This window comes from Enterobacter sp. RHBSTW-01064, from assembly GCF_014103035.1.
GTDB lineage: Bacteria > Pseudomonadota > Gammaproteobacteria > Enterobacterales > Enterobacteriaceae > Enterobacter > Enterobacter mori.
Map to the genome: position 1 here is coordinate 255,636 of NZ_JABXOU010000003.1, position 15,126 is coordinate 270,761.

Consider the following 15,126-nt stretch of genomic DNA (forward strand, 5'->3'; position numbering starts at 1 on the left):
ACAGGCAAAAAAAAGGCGACTCATTGGTCGCCTTTAAAATCAATTTTCTAACGCCGCTTTCTGCGTCGTTACAATGGATTCGATTCCCCCTCGGGCCAACGCCAGCAGGGAGAGAAGCTCTTCGTGGGTGAACGGCTCGCCTTCTGCCGTGCCCTGTACTTCAATGATGCGACCGTCTTCAGTCATCACCACGTTCATGTCGGTTTCGGCAGCGGAATCTTCAACGTATTCCAGATCGCAAAGCGCTTCACCGTTAACGATACCCACGGAAACCGCCGCGACCATGCCTTTCATTGGATTGGTTTTCAGCTTACCGGCCGCAACCAGCTTGTTCAGGGCATCCGCCAGCGCCACGCAGGCACCGGTAATGGATGCCGTACGCGTACCGCCGTCTGCCTGAATGACATCGCAGTCCAGCGTGATGGTAAATTCACCGAGGATTTTCAGGTCAACGGCGGCGCGCAGCGCACGCGCGATAAGACGTTGAATCTCCATGGTACGACCGCCCTGCTTGCCCTTCGCCGCTTCGCGGGCGTTACGGGTATGAGTCGCACGCGGCAGCATGCCGTACTCAGCGGTGATCCAGCCCTGGCCCTGACCTTTCAGGAAGCGCGGAACGCCTTCTTCGATAGAGGCGGTGCACAAAACTTTAGTGTCACCAAACTCAACCAGCACGGAGCCTTCAGCGTGTTTTGTATAGTTACGGGTCAGGGTGACGGGACGCACCTGGTTGGCGCTACGACCTGATGGACGCATGATGGATTCTCCGGCTTGAAACGAATGTGGCTGCGCATTATACGGATAAAGGACGCTTATTCCTATCCTGAGAAGCCCCCGAAAGCTATAATCCCCCCATCTCTCCTTTAAAAACGGGAATGTCTATGATCCGCAGTATGACCGCCTACGCCCGGCGTGAAATCAAGGGTAGCTGGGGCAGCGCCACATGGGAAATGCGCTCGGTAAACCAGCGTTACCTGGAAACGTATTTCCGTATGCCGGAGCAGTTCCGCAGCCTTGAGCCTGTCGTACGTGAACGTATCCGTACGCGTCTGACACGCGGCAAAGTGGAATGCAACCTGCGCTTTGAGCCTGATGCCAGCGCGCAAGGCGAGTTGATTCTTAACGAAAAACTGGCGAAACAGCTCGTGAATGCGGCGAACTGGGTCAAAATGCAGAGCGATGAGGGCGAAATCAACCCGGTTGATATTTTGCGCTGGCCTGGCGTCATGGCCGCCGGTGAGCAGGATCTGGATGCCATCGCCGCTGAAATCCTGGCAGCCCTCGACGGCACGCTGGACGACTTTATCGTGGCCCGTGAAACCGAAGGTCAGGCGCTGAAAGCGATGATTGAGCAGCGCCTTGAAGGCGTGAGCACCGAAGTAGCCAAAGTCCGCACCCATATGCCGGAAGTGCTGCAGTGGCAGCGCGAGCGCCTGGTCTCCAAACTGGAAGAAGCGGAAGTTCAGCTGGAAAACACCCGTCTGGAACAAGAGCTGGTGCTGATGGCGCAGCGTGTTGACGTCGCTGAAGAGCTGGACCGTCTGGAAGCGCACGTTAAAGAAACCTACAACATTCTGAAGAAGAAAGAAGCTGTAGGTCGCCGTCTGGACTTTATGATGCAGGAGTTCAACCGCGAGTCGAACACCCTGGCGTCAAAGTCGATCAATGCAGACGTGACGAATTCAGCAATTGAGCTGAAAGTGCTGATTGAGCAGATGCGCGAGCAGATCCAGAATATCGAGTAATGCCTTTCGGGTGGTGTCGACCGCACCACCCATTACTATTTCTAATCCATCCTGACACTCAATTTTCCCACCGTCCGCCCTTCATCAAGCCTATCCAGACAAATGTGATAAAAATTTATAGGGCAAACTGACTCGCCTTAGAAAATCTCAATCGTGATCTTGCGCACAAATCGCTAACCTCCCCGCGTTCACACCGGAGGGTATATGCTGCTTCACGTTCTTTATCTCATTGGTATTACCGCAGAAGCCATGACCGGCGCGCTTGCAGCCGGACGTCGCCGTATGGACACCTTCGGCGTGATTATTATTGCCACAGCGACCGCGCTGGGCGGCGGCTCCGTGCGCGACATCCTGCTTGGCCATTACCCGCTCGGCTGGGTTAAACACCCTGAGTACGTGATTATCGTGGCGACGGCCGCCGTGCTCACCACCATTGTGGCACCCGTTATGCCCCACCTGCGCCGTCTGTTCCTGGTGCTTGATGCGCTGGGGCTGATCGTCTTTTCAATCATCGGTGCGCAAATCGCGCTTGATATGGGTGAAGGGCCGGTTATCGCCACCATTGCCGCCGTGGTCACGGGCGTATTTGGCGGAGTATTGCGTGACATGTTCTGCAAACGTATTCCCCTGGTCTTTCAAAAAGAGCTCTATGCCGGGATCTCCTTTGCCGCAGCGGTACTCTATATCGCCTTGCAGCATTACGTTTCGAACCATGATGTAGTGGTCATCTCGACGCTGCTGTTTGGCTTTACGGCCCGCATGCTGGCGCTGCGTCTGAAGCTCGGGCTGCCCGTTTTTCACTACAAGCACAGCGCACACTGATGTCAAAATCCGTTGATGTGCTGCTCAGCGAGCCACTTCGCCAGCACGTCAACCTGAGGCGCGTGCATCCAGTTCATGATTTGCCGCGCTTTCTCCTCTCCAGTTCCCGGCAAGGTTTGCCAGTCGGCAGAGCTTCTCTGGCTCATTGCCTGCCACGATCGCCCATCGATAACGTTCAGTGTCGATTTGGATAGCGGAGCGCCCATCGCGTTAATCCAACGGATAAAAGGTTGTTCCCGCATCTGATTAAAACGATGCCAGAGCGCAAGCCCGCGCGCCGCAGAAAACCCCGGCGTGGCCTGAAGTTGCGCCTGTGTTAATAACAGCCATGAAAAGATATGTTCGAAATGATGAGCCTGCCAGAGCGTACGCCAGCCGGACTCCCCTAAACCTTCAATATCCAGCCCCTGTTTAGAGCTGAGCCATGTTAGCCGGGCAAAAAACTGCTCCATGCAGTCCGGCGAGGCATAAAAACAGCTTAATGAATGGTATTGCGAGTCGGGAGGCTGCGGTTTTTGTCTGTCCGCCCCTCGCCAGACCACCTTATCCAGGCGCGGAATACCCTGTCCGGCGAGACTGATCAGCACCTGATCGCCTTGGGCGATATCCAGTCTCTGCCAACGCCCAACCGACCCCAGACTGACTCGTCGCACCTGTTTATCATCCAGTCGCACAGGCTCAAGCCCTGCAACGACGGACACCTTGCCCGTTCGCCCTACAGAAAACTGGATATTCTTTACCTCAGCAAGCTGCGAAACAGGAGAATATTTCCACGCGACAACCCAGTTTCCTTCACCAGGCAACCAGCTTTCGCCCGCAGGTTCATCCTCCGAACGCACCACAATGCCATCCGTGGCAAAGGGTAATCCGGTCTCGTGCCAGGCCGCGCGCTGTTTTTCGACGGCATCAACAGATTCGGCGGGAAGCGTATACCGCGCTGAGAGCGAAAAACCGGCTTTAGACAGCTCAACCAACGAAGTCTTCATATCTTTCGGCCCATCCGGCCAGGCCCAGATGAATACGCCGATCTTGCTCAGGAGCGCGTTATCCTTTTGCCGCATCATCGCACCCGCCACCTTTGCGCGAGCGTTCATTCCGCCCATCTGGCTCTGAATGTGGTTGTCGTGTAACCAGAAAAGTTCGCCCTGCAATACGCTATTCGCCAGCGTGCCGGTGAGCTTTTGCGGCACAGACGGGATTAAACGCACCTTCCCGGTCCAGTCTTCCCCTTTCAGGCCATCACCGCGACTGATAGCCTGGGCTAACTTTCCGTCACGATAGACCAGCGTCACCGCCACACCGTCAACTTTGGGTTGCAGCCACAGATGCTGTCGGGCACGCATCCACTGTCTCAGCTCCTCTTTGCTGGTCACTTTATGCACGCCCGTATGGGCAACAGGATGTTTTAAGCTCCCCGTCAGCGCGGGGAGTTTCTCTTCTGAAGGCTCGCTGCCAAAACACCGCTGCCACTGGGCTAACCGTGCGTTAAGCTGGTCGTACACGTCGTCATTAACATCGCTTACCCCCTGCTTCCAGTAGGCATCATCCCAGCGTTTGATCTGCGCGCTTAACGACGCAATCTCTTTCTCTGCTTTTGTCTGCGACCATACCGGACACACCGCCGCGCCATAGCCACACCACAACACCAGTAATCCGCTCATCCATCGCCACATTGCTACTCCTCCTTTGCGTTGCAGGAGGTATAACCTGACGTTCGAAACAACGCTAACGGCAACCTTTCGCTTTGCGAGGCGCTATCCAGGGTTTCTTTTTATTTCTGCAAACCGCAGGTAAAACCGGAAAACGACACGCAAAAATCAATAATCCAGGGGAAAAAGTGTGACAAAGGCTACGTCACGGTGCGCCGACGTGTATAATAAGCCCGTATGTAGGACTTCTTCGTTAACACATACAAAAGACTCTCATGGCTCAAGGCACGCTTTATATTGTTTCTGCCCCTAGTGGCGCGGGTAAATCCAGCCTTATTCAGGCACTGTTAAAAACCCAACCGTTGTACGACACACAGGTTTCTGTTTCTCACACCACGCGAGCGCCGCGTCCGGGTGAAGTGCACGGTGAACACTATTTCTTTGTGGATCACGACGAATTCAGAGCGATGATCGGCAGAGACGCGTTTCTTGAACATGCTGAAGTGTTCGGTAACTACTACGGCACCTCGCGTGAAACCATTGAGCAGGTTCTGGCAACCGGTGTAAACGTGTTCCTGGATATCGACTGGCAGGGCGCGCAGCAAATTCGCAAGAAAATGCCTGACTCGCGCAGTATCTTTATTTTACCGCCATCGAAAGATGAGCTCGATCGCCGCCTGCGTGGCCGCGGTCAGGACAGCGAAGAAGTCATCGCAAAGCGTATGGAACAGGCTGTTGCAGAAATGAGCCATTACGCGGAATATGATTACCTTATTGTGAATGATGATTTTGATGCCGCGCTGAGCGATCTCAAAACCATTCTTCGTGCAGAACGTCTGCGTATGAGCCGCCAGAAGCAGCGACATGACGCATTAATCACCAAACTGTTGGCAGACTGAACCCACTTTCAGTATCATGCCCAGTCATTTCTTCACCTGTGGAGCATTTTAAGTATGGCACGCGTAACTGTTCAGGACGCTGTAGAGAAAATTGGTAACCGTTTTGACCTGGTGCTGGTCGCCGCGCGTCGCGCTCGTCAGATGCAGGTAGGCGGTAAAGATCCGCTGGTACCGGAAGAAAACGATAAAACCACCGTTATTGCACTTCGCGAAATCGAAGAAGGTCTGATCAACAACCAGATCCTCGACGTGCGTGAGCGCCAGGAGCAGCAAGAGCAGGAAGCCGCAGAACTGCAGGCCGTAACCGCTATTGCTGAAGGTCGTCGTTAATTAAACCTACGGGTCGCCCTTGTATCTGTTTGAAAGCCTGAATCAACTGATTCAAACCTACCTGCCTGAAGACCAGATTAAGCGTCTTCAGCAGGCGTATCTCGTTGCACGTGACGCTCACGAGGGCCAGACACGTTCAAGCGGTGAACCCTATATCACGCACCCGGTAGCGGTGGCCTGTATTCTGGCCGAGATGAAACTCGACTACGAAACGCTGATGGCCGCTCTGCTGCACGACGTGATCGAAGATACCCCTGCCACTTATCAGGACATGGAACAGCTGTTTGGCAAAAGCGTTGCCGAACTGGTGGAAGGGGTCTCTAAGCTTGATAAGCTGAATTTCCGCGACAAGAAAGAGGCGCAAGCCGAAAACTTCCGCAAGATGATTATGGCGATGGTGCAGGATATCCGCGTCATTCTCATCAAACTCGCTGACCGTACCCACAATATGCGCACGCTGGGCTCACTTCGCCCGGATAAACGTCGCCGCATTGCCCGTGAAACCCTCGAAATATACAGCCCGCTGGCGCACCGTTTAGGTATTCATCACATTAAAACCGAGCTGGAAGAGCTGGGTTTTGAAGCGTTGTACCCGAACCGCTATCGCGTGATTAAAGAGGTGGTGAAAGCCGCACGCGGTAACCGTAAAGAGATGATTCAAAAAATCCTCTCGGAAATCGAAGGGCGCTTGCAGGAAGCGGGAATTCCGTGCCGCGTCAGCGGCCGCGAGAAACATTTGTACTCCATCTACTGCAAAATGGTGCTCAAGGAGCAGCGTTTTCACTCGATCATGGATATCTACGCCTTCCGCGTAATCGTCCACGACTCAGACACCTGCTATCGCGTGCTGGGGCAGATGCACAGCCTCTACAAACCGCGTCCGGGGCGCATGAAAGATTACATCGCCATTCCAAAAGCGAACGGCTATCAATCTTTGCACACCTCGATGATCGGGCCACACGGCGTGCCTGTTGAGGTGCAAATTCGCACCGAGGACATGGACCAGATGGCAGAGATGGGTGTTGCCGCACACTGGGCGTATAAAGAGCACGGTGGCGAAAGCAGCACGACCGCACAAATCCGCGCCCAGCGCTGGATGCAGAGCCTGCTGGAGCTTCAGCAGAGTGCGGGTAGCTCGTTTGAATTTATTGAGAGCGTTAAATCCGATCTCTTCCCGGATGAGATTTACGTTTTCACCCCAGAAGGTCGCATTGTCGAACTGCCTGCGGGCGCAACGCCGGTCGACTTCGCTTACGCCGTGCATACCGACATCGGGCATGCCTGCGTCGGCGCGCGTGTCGACAGACAACCTTATCCGCTGTCTCAGCCGCTCTCCAGCGGCCAGACGGTAGAAATTATTACCGCGCCGGGCGCACGTCCGAACGCGGCCTGGCTGAACTTTGTCGTGAGCTCCAAAGCACGCGCTAAAATTCGCCAGTTGCTGAAAAACCTCAAGCGTGATGATTCCGTCAGCCTGGGGCGTCGTCTGCTCAACCACGCGTTGGGTGGCAGCCGTAAGCTGGCTGAAATTCCGCAGGAGAACGTCCAGCGTGAGCTGGAGCGCATGAAGCTCGCCTCGCTTGACGATCTGCTGGCAGAGATTGGCCTCGGCAACGCCATGAGTGTGGTAGTGGCGAAGAACCTGCAGCAAGGCGACACAACAGCGGTGCCTGCAACGACGCAAAGCCACGGACACCTGCCGATTAAAGGCGCGGACGGGGTGCTGATCACCTTCGCAAAATGCTGTCGTCCAATTCCTGGCGACCCGATTATTGCGCACGTCAGCCCGGGCAAAGGGCTGGTTATCCACCACGAGTCCTGTCGTAACATTCGCGGCTACCAGAAAGAAGCCGAGAAGTTTATGGCCGTTGAGTGGGATAAAGAGACCGCGCAGGAATTTATCACCGAAATTAAGGTGGATATGTTCAACCACCAGGGTGCCCTGGCGAACCTGACGGCAGCGATCAACACGGCCTCTTCCAATATTCAGAGCCTGAATACGGAAGAAAAAGATGGTCGCGTGTACAGCGCCTTTATTCGTCTGACCGCCCGCGACCGCGTGCATCTGGCGAATATTATGCGCAAGATCCGCGTCATGCCGGACGTGATTAAAGTCACCCGAAACCGAAACTAGGTTTATGAATTCACAACGTTATGCACGTATCTGCGAAATGCTCGCCAGGCGTCAGCCTGACCTGACGGTCTGCATGGAGCAGGTGCATAAACCTCATAACGTCTCTGCTATCGTTCGTACCGCAGATGCCGTCGGTGTGCATGAAGTGCACGCCGTCTGGCCGGACGGCCGCATGCGCAATACGGTCTCGGCGGCGGCAGGCAGCAACAGCTGGGTGTCTGTCAAAAATCATCACACCATTGGCGAAGCCGTATCGCACCTGAAAGGGCGCGGGATGCAGATCCTTGCCACTAACCTGTCCGCTAAAGCCGTAGATTTCCGCGAGATCGACTACACCCGCCCGACCTGCATTTTGATGGGTCAGGAGAAAACCGGGATCTCTCAGGAAGCGCTGGATCTGGCGGATCAGGACATCATCATTCCGATGATCGGCATGGTGCAGTCTTTGAACGTCTCCGTGGCGTCTGCGCTCATTTTGTATGAAGCGCAGCGCCAGCGTCAGAACGCCGGGATGTACGAGCGCAGCAACAGCATGCTGCCGGAAGAGGAACAGCAGCGCCTGCTGTTTGAAGGTGGTTATCCGGTTCTGGCTCGCGTTGCGAAGCAGAAAAAATTGCCTTACCCCCACGTCAACGCGCAGGGCGAAATTGAAGCCGATGCCGAGTGGTGGGCCACCATGCAGTACGCCGGGTAAGCGATGAAAGGCCGCCTGCTGGATGCCATCCCGCTAAACAGCCTGACGGGCGTGGGCGCGGCGCAAAGCAATAAGCTGGCAAAAATTGGCCTGCACACCGTGCAGGATCTCCTGCTTCACCTCCCCCTGCGTTACGAAGACCGCACCCAGCTCTACAAGATTGGCGATCTCCTTCCCGCCATTTACGCCACCGTTGAAGGCGAAGTCCTGAACTGCAACATCACCTTCGGCGGACGCCGGATGATGACCTGCCAGATAAGCGACGGCACCGGTATTCTCACCATGCGTTTTTTCAACTTCAACGCGGCGATGAAAAACAGCCTGGCGACGGGCCGCAGGGTGCTGGCCTATGGCGAGGCCAAACGCGGGAAGTACGGCGCAGAGATGATCCACCCGGAGTACCGCGTACAGGGCGATCTCAGCACGCCGGAGCTGCAGGAGACGCTCACCCCGGTTTATCCGACGACGGAAGGCATCAAGCAGGCGACGCTGCGTAAACTCACCGATCAGGCGCTGGAGCTGCTGGATACCTGCGCTATCACCGAGCTGCTGCCGCCCGAGCTGGCGCAGGGCATGATGAGCCTGCCCGAGGCGCTCCGCACCCTGCACCGCCCGCCGCCAACGCTACAGCTCAGCGATTTAGAAAGCGGCAAACACCCCGCCCAACGGCGTCTTATCCTTGAGGAATTACTGGCGCATAACCTGAGCATGCTGGCGCTTCGCGCTGGCGCACAGCGTTTCCATGCCCAGGCCTTAAGCCAGAATGATGAACTCAAAGATAAGCTGCTGGCCTCGCTGCCGTTTAAACCCACCGGCGCGCAGGCGCGCGTCACCGCCGAGATTGAACGCGATATGGCGCTCGACGTGCCGATGATGCGCCTGGTGCAGGGCGACGTGGGTTCCGGCAAAACGCTGGTTGCCGCCCTGGCGGCCCTGCGCGCGATTGCCCACGGCAAGCAGGTGGCGCTGATGGCGCCGACCGAGCTGCTGGCCGAACAGCACGCCAACAATTTCCTTGCCTGGTTTGCGCCACTGGGGATTGAAGTGGGCTGGCTTGCCGGGAAGCAAAAAGGCAAAGCGCGCCTTGCGCAACAGGAGGCCATTGCCAGCGGGCAGGTGCAGATGATTGTCGGCACGCACGCCATCTTCCAGGAGCAGGTGCAGTTTAACGGTCTTGCGCTGGTGATTATCGACGAGCAGCACCGCTTCGGCGTGCATCAGCGTCTGGCACTGTGGGAGAAAGGCCTGCAGCAGGGCTTCCACCCGCATCAGCTGATCATGACCGCTACGCCGATTCCGCGCACCCTGGCGATGACCGCCTACGCCGATCTGGATACCTCCACCATCGACGAACTGCCGCCGGGCCGTACCCCGGTCACCACGGTCGCCATTCCTGACACGCGCCGCAGCGATATCATCGACCGCGTGCGCAACGCCTGCACCCACGAAGGCCGTCAGGCCTACTGGGTCTGTACGCTGATTGAAGAGTCTGAACTGCTGGAGGCGCAGGCTGCCGAAGCCACGTGGGAAGAGCTTAAGCTGGCGTTGCCGGAGCTGAACGTCGGTCTGGTGCACGGACGCATGAAGCCCGCCGAAAAACAGGCGGTGATGCAGTCGTTCAAACAAGGTGATTTGCATCTGCTGATCGCCACCACGGTGATCGAAGTCGGCGTGGACGTCCCGAATTCCAGCCTGATGATCATCGAAAACCCGGAGCGTCTCGGCCTTGCCCAGCTCCACCAGCTGCGCGGGCGCGTTGGTCGTGGCGCGGTGGCTTCCCACTGCGTACTGCTCTACAAAGCCCCGCTATCAAAAACAGCCCAAATGCGTCTGCAGGTGCTGCGCGACAGCAACGACGGTTTTGTGATTGCGCAAAAAGACCTGGAGATCCGCGGCCCGGGCGAACTACTGGGAACGCGCCAGACCGGGAACGCCGAATTCAAAGTGGCGGATTTGCTGCGCGATCAGGCGATGATCCCCGAAGTTCAGCGCCTCGCCCGCCATATTCATGAACGCTACCCCGAACAGGCGGCAGCGTTAATTGAGCGCTGGATGCCGGAAACTGAACGCTACTCCAACGCCTGATTTCAGGCAAACATCGGCAGCATCAGGTACAGCTTGATCACCAGCGCGTTGACGATATCAATGAAGAACGCCCCGACCATCGGGACTACCAGAAACGCCATGTGCGATGGCCCGAACCGTTCAGTGATCGCCTGCATGTTGGCGATAGCCGTAGGGGTTGCCCCCAGACCAAACCCGCAGTGACCCGCCGCCAGCACCGCCGCATCGTAGTTTTTACCCATCATGCGCCAGGTCACGAACATGGCGTACAGCGCCATAAACAGCGCCTGCACCGCCAGTATCGCCACCATCGGCAGCGCCAGCGAGGCCAGCTCCCACAGTTTGAGGCTCATCAGCGCCATCGCCAGGAACAGCGACAGGCAGACGTTGCCGAGCACCGATACCGCCCGTTCAAACACGCGGTAGAAGCCCATCAGCGCCAGACCGTTGCTCAGGATCACCCCGATAAACAGCACGCAAACAAACGTCGGCAGTTCAAACGCTGAGCCCGCCAGCCATTGCGCAACCACTTTGCCCACGGTCAGGCAGATGGCGATCATCGCGATGGTTTCAATCAGCACCAGCGAGGTAATGCTGCGCCCGACGTCCGGTTTTTCGAACGCGGTCGGGACCAGCTCATCGTCAGGTCTGCCGTTCGGCGTGGTGGAGTGTTTAACCAGATAACGCGCCACCGGGCCGCCAATCAGGCCACCCAGCACCAGACCAAAGGTCGCACAGGCCATCGCCACTTCCGTCGCGTTTTCAAAACCGTAGCGCTCGACGAACAATTTACTCCACGCGGCCCCGGTACCGTGACCGCCTGACAGCGTAATCGACCCTGCCAGCAGCCCCATCAGCGGATCCAGCCCCAGCAGCGTTGCCATGCCGATGCCAATGGCGTTTTGCATCAGCAACAGCCCCACCACCACAATCAGGAATACGCCGAGCACTTTACCGCCCGAGCGCAGGCTCGCCAGATTGGCGTTCAGACCGATGGTGGCAAAGAAGGCCAGCATCAGCGGGTCTTTCAGGGACATATCAAAATCGATTTCCCAGCCCATGCTTTTTTTCAGTATCAGCAGGGCCAGCGCCACCAGCAGGCCACCGGCGACAGGTTCAGGAATGGTGTATTTCTTCAGAAGGGAAACGCTATGTACCAGCTTACGGCCAAGCAGTAAGACCAGCGTTGCGGCAACAAGTGTCGACAACGTATCGAGATGAATCATAGAAGGCTCCTGTTTTGCGCGTGTTCCATACACACGCGGCGTTATCCTGGGCCGGTTTGCGCTCGTCATGAGCTCCCGGCGCGAAAAGTGTAATTTTTTTTCCTCACGCGTTGTAGAAAACCTGCTCACAGCGGCAGATTTTCTTCCCTTTTTTTGCTGGCAATCGTTTGCTTTTACCAGGTGGTCAGATAAAATGCCCGCTTTTCCACCGTGGGATTGCCGCCGATGTCCGTTAACACCATAGAGTCGCCTGATGCGCAACCGATTGCGCAGAAGCAAAATAGCGAACTGATTTACCGCCTTGAAGACCGCCCGCCGCTGCCGCAAACGCTTTTCGCCGCCTGCCAGCATCTTCTGGCGATGTTTGTTGCGGTGATCACCCCGGCGCTGCTGATCTGCCAGGCGCTCGGTTTACCGGCGCAGGACACGCAGCACATTATCAGCATGTCTCTTTTTGCCTCCGGCGTCGCCTCTATTATTCAAATTAAAGCCTGGGGTCCGGTAGGGTCGGGATTATTGTCGATTCAGGGCACCAGCTTTAACTTCGTGGCACCGCTAATCATGGGCGGTACGGCGCTGAAAACCGGTGGGGCGGATGTTCCAACCATGATGGCGGCGCTGTTCGGCACGCTGATGCTGGCCAGCTGCACGGAGATGGTCATCTCCCGCGTTCTGCATCTGGCTCGCCGCGTCATCACCCCGCTGGTTTCCGGCGTGGTCGTAATGATTATCGGCCTGTCGCTGATTCAGGTGGGCCTGACGTCCATCGGCGGCGGCTATGCGGCAATGAGCGACCACACCTTCGGCGCACCGAAAAACCTGCTGCTGGCAGGCGTGGTGTTGGCAATCATCATTCTGCTTAACCGTCAGCGTAACCCTTACCTGCGCGTGGCCTCGCTGGTTATCGCGATGGCGGCCGGTTACCTGATGGCCTGGGCGCTGGATATGCTGCCGCAAAATACCGCACCGACGAATGCCGCGCTGATCACTATCCCAACGCCGCTCTATTACGGACTGGGCATTGACTGGGGCCTGCTGCTGCCGCTGATGCTGGTCTTTATGATCACCTCTCTGGAGACCATCGGCGACATCACCGCTACCTCGGACGTCTCTGAGCAGCCGGTGTCCGGTCCGCTGTACATGAAGCGTCTGAAAGGCGGCGTGCTGGCGAACGGCCTGAACTCGTTTGTCTCTGCCGTATTCAACACCTTCCCGAACTCCTGCTTCGGTCAGAACAACGGCGTGATCCAGCTGACCGGCGTGGCCAGCCGCTACGTCGGGTTTGTGGTGGCGCTGATGCTGATCGTCCTCGGCCTGTTCCCGGCGGTAAGCGGCTTTGTGCAGCACATCCCTGAGCCGGTGCTGGGCGGCGCGACGCTAGTGATGTTCGGCACTATCGCGGCCTCCGGCGTGCGTATCGTCTCCCGCGAGCCGCTGAACCGCCGCGCGATCATGATTATCGCCCTGTCGCTGGCGGTCGGTCTGGGCGTTTCTCAGCAGCCGCTGATCCTGCAGTTTGCGCCTGACTGGGTGAAAAACCTGCTCTCTTCCGGCATTGCCGCGGGCGGTATCACCGCTATCGTTCTGAACCTCGTTTTCCCGCCTGAGAAAAATTGATTTCTCTCACGGCAGGCTGTCAAGGCCTGCCGTGACATCTCTTTACACCATTCCCGCCTTGAGCATTGCGCATAAATCGTGCATAACTCCCTTATGTACGTTTTGCGGGATGGAAGACCATGAAATTTATTGGAAAGCTGATCATCTATCTTCTGTTAGCTCTGCTTGTGGTAGCGCTGGCATTCTATATTTTGCTCCAGACCCGCTGGGGCGCGTCGCAGGTCAGCAATTGGGTTACGGTAAATACCGATTACGAACTCAACTTTGACCTGATGGATCACCGCTTTTCATCCCCTTCTCACCTCATTCTGGAAAATGTCACCTTTGGTCGTGACGGCAAACCCGCCACCCTGGTGGCCAAAAAAGTCGATATCGGTTTAAGCAGCCGTCAGGTAACCGATCCGCTGCATATGGACACCATTACCCTGTTCGATGGCACGCTGAACCTCTCTCCGCAAACCGCGCCGCTGCCTTTCCAGGCGGACCGTTTGCAGCTAAACAACATGGCCTTTAACAGCCCGAATACCGAATGGGACCTGAGCGCGCAGAAAGTCACAGGCGGCGTCAGTCCGTGGCAGCCAGAGGCGGGCAACGTGCTGGGCAAAAATGCGCAGATCCAGATGAGCGCAGGCTCGCTCACCCTGAACGGCGTCCCGGCCAGCAACGTCCTGATTCAGGGACAGCTCAACGGTAAAGAGGTGGTGCTGAGCACCATTGGCGCGGATATGGCGCGCGGCTCGCTCACCGGCTCCGCCCTGCGTAACGCTGACGGCAGCTGGATTATCGACAGCATGCGTCTGAATGAGATCCGCCTGCAAAGCAATAAATCGCTGATGGATTTCTTTGCTCCCATCACCACGCTCCCTTCCCTACAGATTGGTCGGCTGGAAGTGACCGACGCGCGCCTGCAGGGGCCGGACTGGGCGGTGACGGACCTTGATTTGAGCCTGCGTAACCTGACTCTCAGCAAAGGCGACTGGCAGAGCCAGGAAGGGCGTTTGTCTATGAACGCGAGCGAGTTTATCTACGGCTCGCTGCATCTGTTCGACCCGATCCTGAACGCTGAATTCTCCCCGCAGGGTATCGCGCTGCGCCAGTTCACCTCTCGCTGGGAAGGCGGGATGGTACGCACCTCCGGCAACTGGCTGCGCGACGGCAAAGCGCTGGTGCTGGATGACGCCGCCATCGCCGGGCTGGAATACACCCTGCCTGAAAACTGGAAAACACTGTGGATGGATCCCCTGCCGGAATGGCTGAACAGCGTGACGCTGAAAAAATTCGGCCTGAGTCGCAATCTGGTGATCGACATCGATCCTGCTTTCCCGTGGCAGATCACCTCTCTGGACGGCTATGGTGCAAACCTGCAGCTGGCGAAAGACCGCCAGTGGGGCGTCTGGGGCGGCAGCGCAACCCTGAACGGTGCGGCCGCGACCTTTAACCGCGTGGACGTGCGCCGTCCGTCGCTGGCGCTGAATGCGAACGCCGCCACGGTGAACATTACCGACCTGAGCGCGTTTACCGAGAAAGGTATTCTGGAAGCCACGGCGACGGTTTCACAGCTGCCGCAGCGACAGACCACGGTGAGCCTGAACGGGCGCGGCGTGCCGCTCAACGTGCTGCAGCAGTGGGGCTGGCCTGCGCTGCCGATTACGGGTGACGGCAATATTCAGCTCACCGCCAGCGGTAGCGTGCAGGCAAATGCCCCGCTGAAGCCGACAGTGAATGGCAAGCTGAACGCGGTGAATATGGATAAACAGCAGGTGCAGCAGACGATGACGAGCGGTGTGGTTTCAACACCGGTGCAATAAACAAGCCGGGTGGCGGCTACGCCTTACCCGGCCTACGAGGTTTTAGTTCCCTCTCCCTGTGGGAGAGGGTCAGGGTGAGGGCATCAGAGCGCACAATTATCGTAGGCTCGGTAAGCGAAGCGCCACCGGGCATTTTTG

At 57.2% G+C, this 15,126-nt stretch carries 12 protein-coding genes; 9 read left to right on the top strand and 3 right to left on the bottom strand.

Annotated features, from left to right (window positions below; all coding sequences use genetic code 11):
- Positions 1 to 39: 39 nt before the first annotated feature.
- Positions 40 to 756, bottom strand: a complete 717-nt coding sequence (gene rph, locus HV355_RS11430; RefSeq protein ID WP_010426431.1) for a ribonuclease PH — start codon at positions 754 to 756, stop codon at positions 40 to 42.
- Between the two features lie 125 nt (positions 757 to 881).
- On the opposite strand from rph, the gene HV355_RS11435 reads away from it, so the two are divergent.
- On the top strand, positions 882 to 1,745 hold the full coding sequence (locus HV355_RS11435) for a YicC/YloC family endoribonuclease (protein ID WP_010426433.1): 864 nt from the start codon (positions 882 to 884) through the stop codon (positions 1,743 to 1,745).
- A gap of 204 nt (positions 1,746 to 1,949) precedes the next feature.
- Positions 1,950 to 2,567 (top strand): trimeric intracellular cation channel family protein, encoded by a 618-nt coding sequence (locus HV355_RS11440; RefSeq protein WP_010426435.1) that lies wholly within the window; start codon positions 1,950 to 1,952, stop codon positions 2,565 to 2,567.
- 2 nt (positions 2,568 to 2,569) lie between these two features.
- Here the strand turns inward: HV355_RS11440 and ligB are convergent, their stop codons facing one another.
- Positions 2,570 to 4,240 (bottom strand): NAD-dependent DNA ligase LigB, encoded by a 1,671-nt coding sequence (gene ligB / locus HV355_RS11445; RefSeq protein ID WP_182401942.1) that lies wholly within the window; start codon positions 4,238 to 4,240, stop codon positions 2,570 to 2,572.
- Positions 4,241 to 4,491: 251 nt separating this feature from the next.
- On the opposite strand from ligB, the gene gmk reads away from it, so the two are divergent.
- From gmk to recG, 5 genes are read left to right on the top strand one after another with little or no spacing between them, the layout of a single operon-like run.
- Positions 4,492 to 5,115 carry a guanylate kinase gene (gmk, locus tag HV355_RS11450; protein WP_010426438.1) on the top strand — a complete coding sequence of 208 codons (624 nt, stop codon included), beginning with the start codon at positions 4,492 to 4,494 and terminating at the stop codon, positions 5,113 to 5,115.
- A gap of 54 nt (positions 5,116 to 5,169) precedes the next feature.
- Positions 5,170 to 5,445, top strand: a complete 276-nt coding sequence (gene rpoZ, locus HV355_RS11455; protein ID WP_000135058.1) for a DNA-directed RNA polymerase subunit omega — start codon at positions 5,170 to 5,172, stop codon at positions 5,443 to 5,445.
- A 19-nt stretch (positions 5,446 to 5,464) separates the two neighbouring features.
- Entirely contained in the window at positions 5,465 to 7,579 is a 2,115-nt protein-coding gene (gene spoT, locus HV355_RS11460; RefSeq protein ID WP_023309883.1) for a bifunctional GTP diphosphokinase/guanosine-3',5'-bis pyrophosphate 3'-pyrophosphohydrolase, read from the top strand.
- Positions 7,580 to 7,583: 4 nt separating this feature from the next.
- Positions 7,584 to 8,273, top strand: coding sequence for a tRNA (guanosine(18)-2'-O)-methyltransferase TrmH (gene trmH, locus HV355_RS11465; RefSeq protein ID WP_182401944.1), 690 nt, complete (start codon positions 7,584 to 7,586; stop codon positions 8,271 to 8,273).
- A 3-nt stretch (positions 8,274 to 8,276) separates the two neighbouring features.
- Entirely contained in the window at positions 8,277 to 10,358 is a 2,082-nt protein-coding gene (gene recG, locus HV355_RS11470; protein ID WP_182401946.1) for an ATP-dependent DNA helicase RecG, read from the top strand.
- A 2-nt stretch (positions 10,359 to 10,360) separates the two neighbouring features.
- Here the strand turns inward: recG and gltS are convergent, their stop codons facing one another.
- Complete coding sequence (gltS, locus tag HV355_RS11475; RefSeq protein ID WP_108417283.1) at positions 10,361 to 11,563, bottom strand: sodium/glutamate symporter; 1,203 nt, start codon at positions 11,561 to 11,563, stop codon at positions 10,361 to 10,363.
- A 225-nt stretch (positions 11,564 to 11,788) separates the two neighbouring features.
- On the opposite strand from gltS, the gene HV355_RS11480 reads away from it, so the two are divergent.
- Complete coding sequence (locus HV355_RS11480; RefSeq protein WP_042714436.1) at positions 11,789 to 13,180, top strand: uracil-xanthine permease family protein; 1,392 nt, start codon at positions 11,789 to 11,791, stop codon at positions 13,178 to 13,180.
- A 119-nt stretch (positions 13,181 to 13,299) separates the two neighbouring features.
- Positions 13,300 to 14,988: an AsmA family protein gene (locus tag HV355_RS11485; protein WP_182401948.1), complete on the top strand. Its 1,689-nt coding sequence runs from the start codon at positions 13,300 to 13,302 to the stop codon at positions 14,986 to 14,988.
- The last annotated feature ends 138 nt before the right edge of the window (positions 14,989 to 15,126 follow it).

Coding starts and splice junctions, on each gene's coding strand:
- rph (WP_010426431.1), bottom strand. CDS start 756: ATGCGTCCATCAGGTCGTAGCGCCAACCAGGTGCGTCCCGTCACCCTG.
- HV355_RS11435 (WP_010426433.1), top strand. CDS start 882: ATGATCCGCAGTATGACCGCCTACGCCCGGCGTGAAATCAAGGGTAGC.
- HV355_RS11440 (WP_010426435.1), top strand. CDS start 1,950: ATGCTGCTTCACGTTCTTTATCTCATTGGTATTACCGCAGAAGCCATG.
- ligB (WP_182401942.1), bottom strand. CDS start 4,240: ATGTGGCGATGGATGAGCGGATTACTGGTGTTGTGGTGTGGCTATGGC.
- gmk (WP_010426438.1), top strand. CDS start 4,492: ATGGCTCAAGGCACGCTTTATATTGTTTCTGCCCCTAGTGGCGCGGGT.
- rpoZ (WP_000135058.1), top strand. CDS start 5,170: ATGGCACGCGTAACTGTTCAGGACGCTGTAGAGAAAATTGGTAACCGT.
- trmH (WP_182401944.1), top strand. CDS start 7,584: ATGAATTCACAACGTTATGCACGTATCTGCGAAATGCTCGCCAGGCGT.
- recG (WP_182401946.1), top strand. CDS start 8,277: ATGAAAGGCCGCCTGCTGGATGCCATCCCGCTAAACAGCCTGACGGGC.
- gltS (WP_108417283.1), bottom strand. CDS start 11,563: ATGATTCATCTCGATACGTTGTCGACACTTGTTGCCGCAACGCTGGTC.
- HV355_RS11480 (WP_042714436.1), top strand. CDS start 11,789: ATGTCCGTTAACACCATAGAGTCGCCTGATGCGCAACCGATTGCGCAG.
- HV355_RS11485 (WP_182401948.1), top strand. CDS start 13,300: ATGAAATTTATTGGAAAGCTGATCATCTATCTTCTGTTAGCTCTGCTT.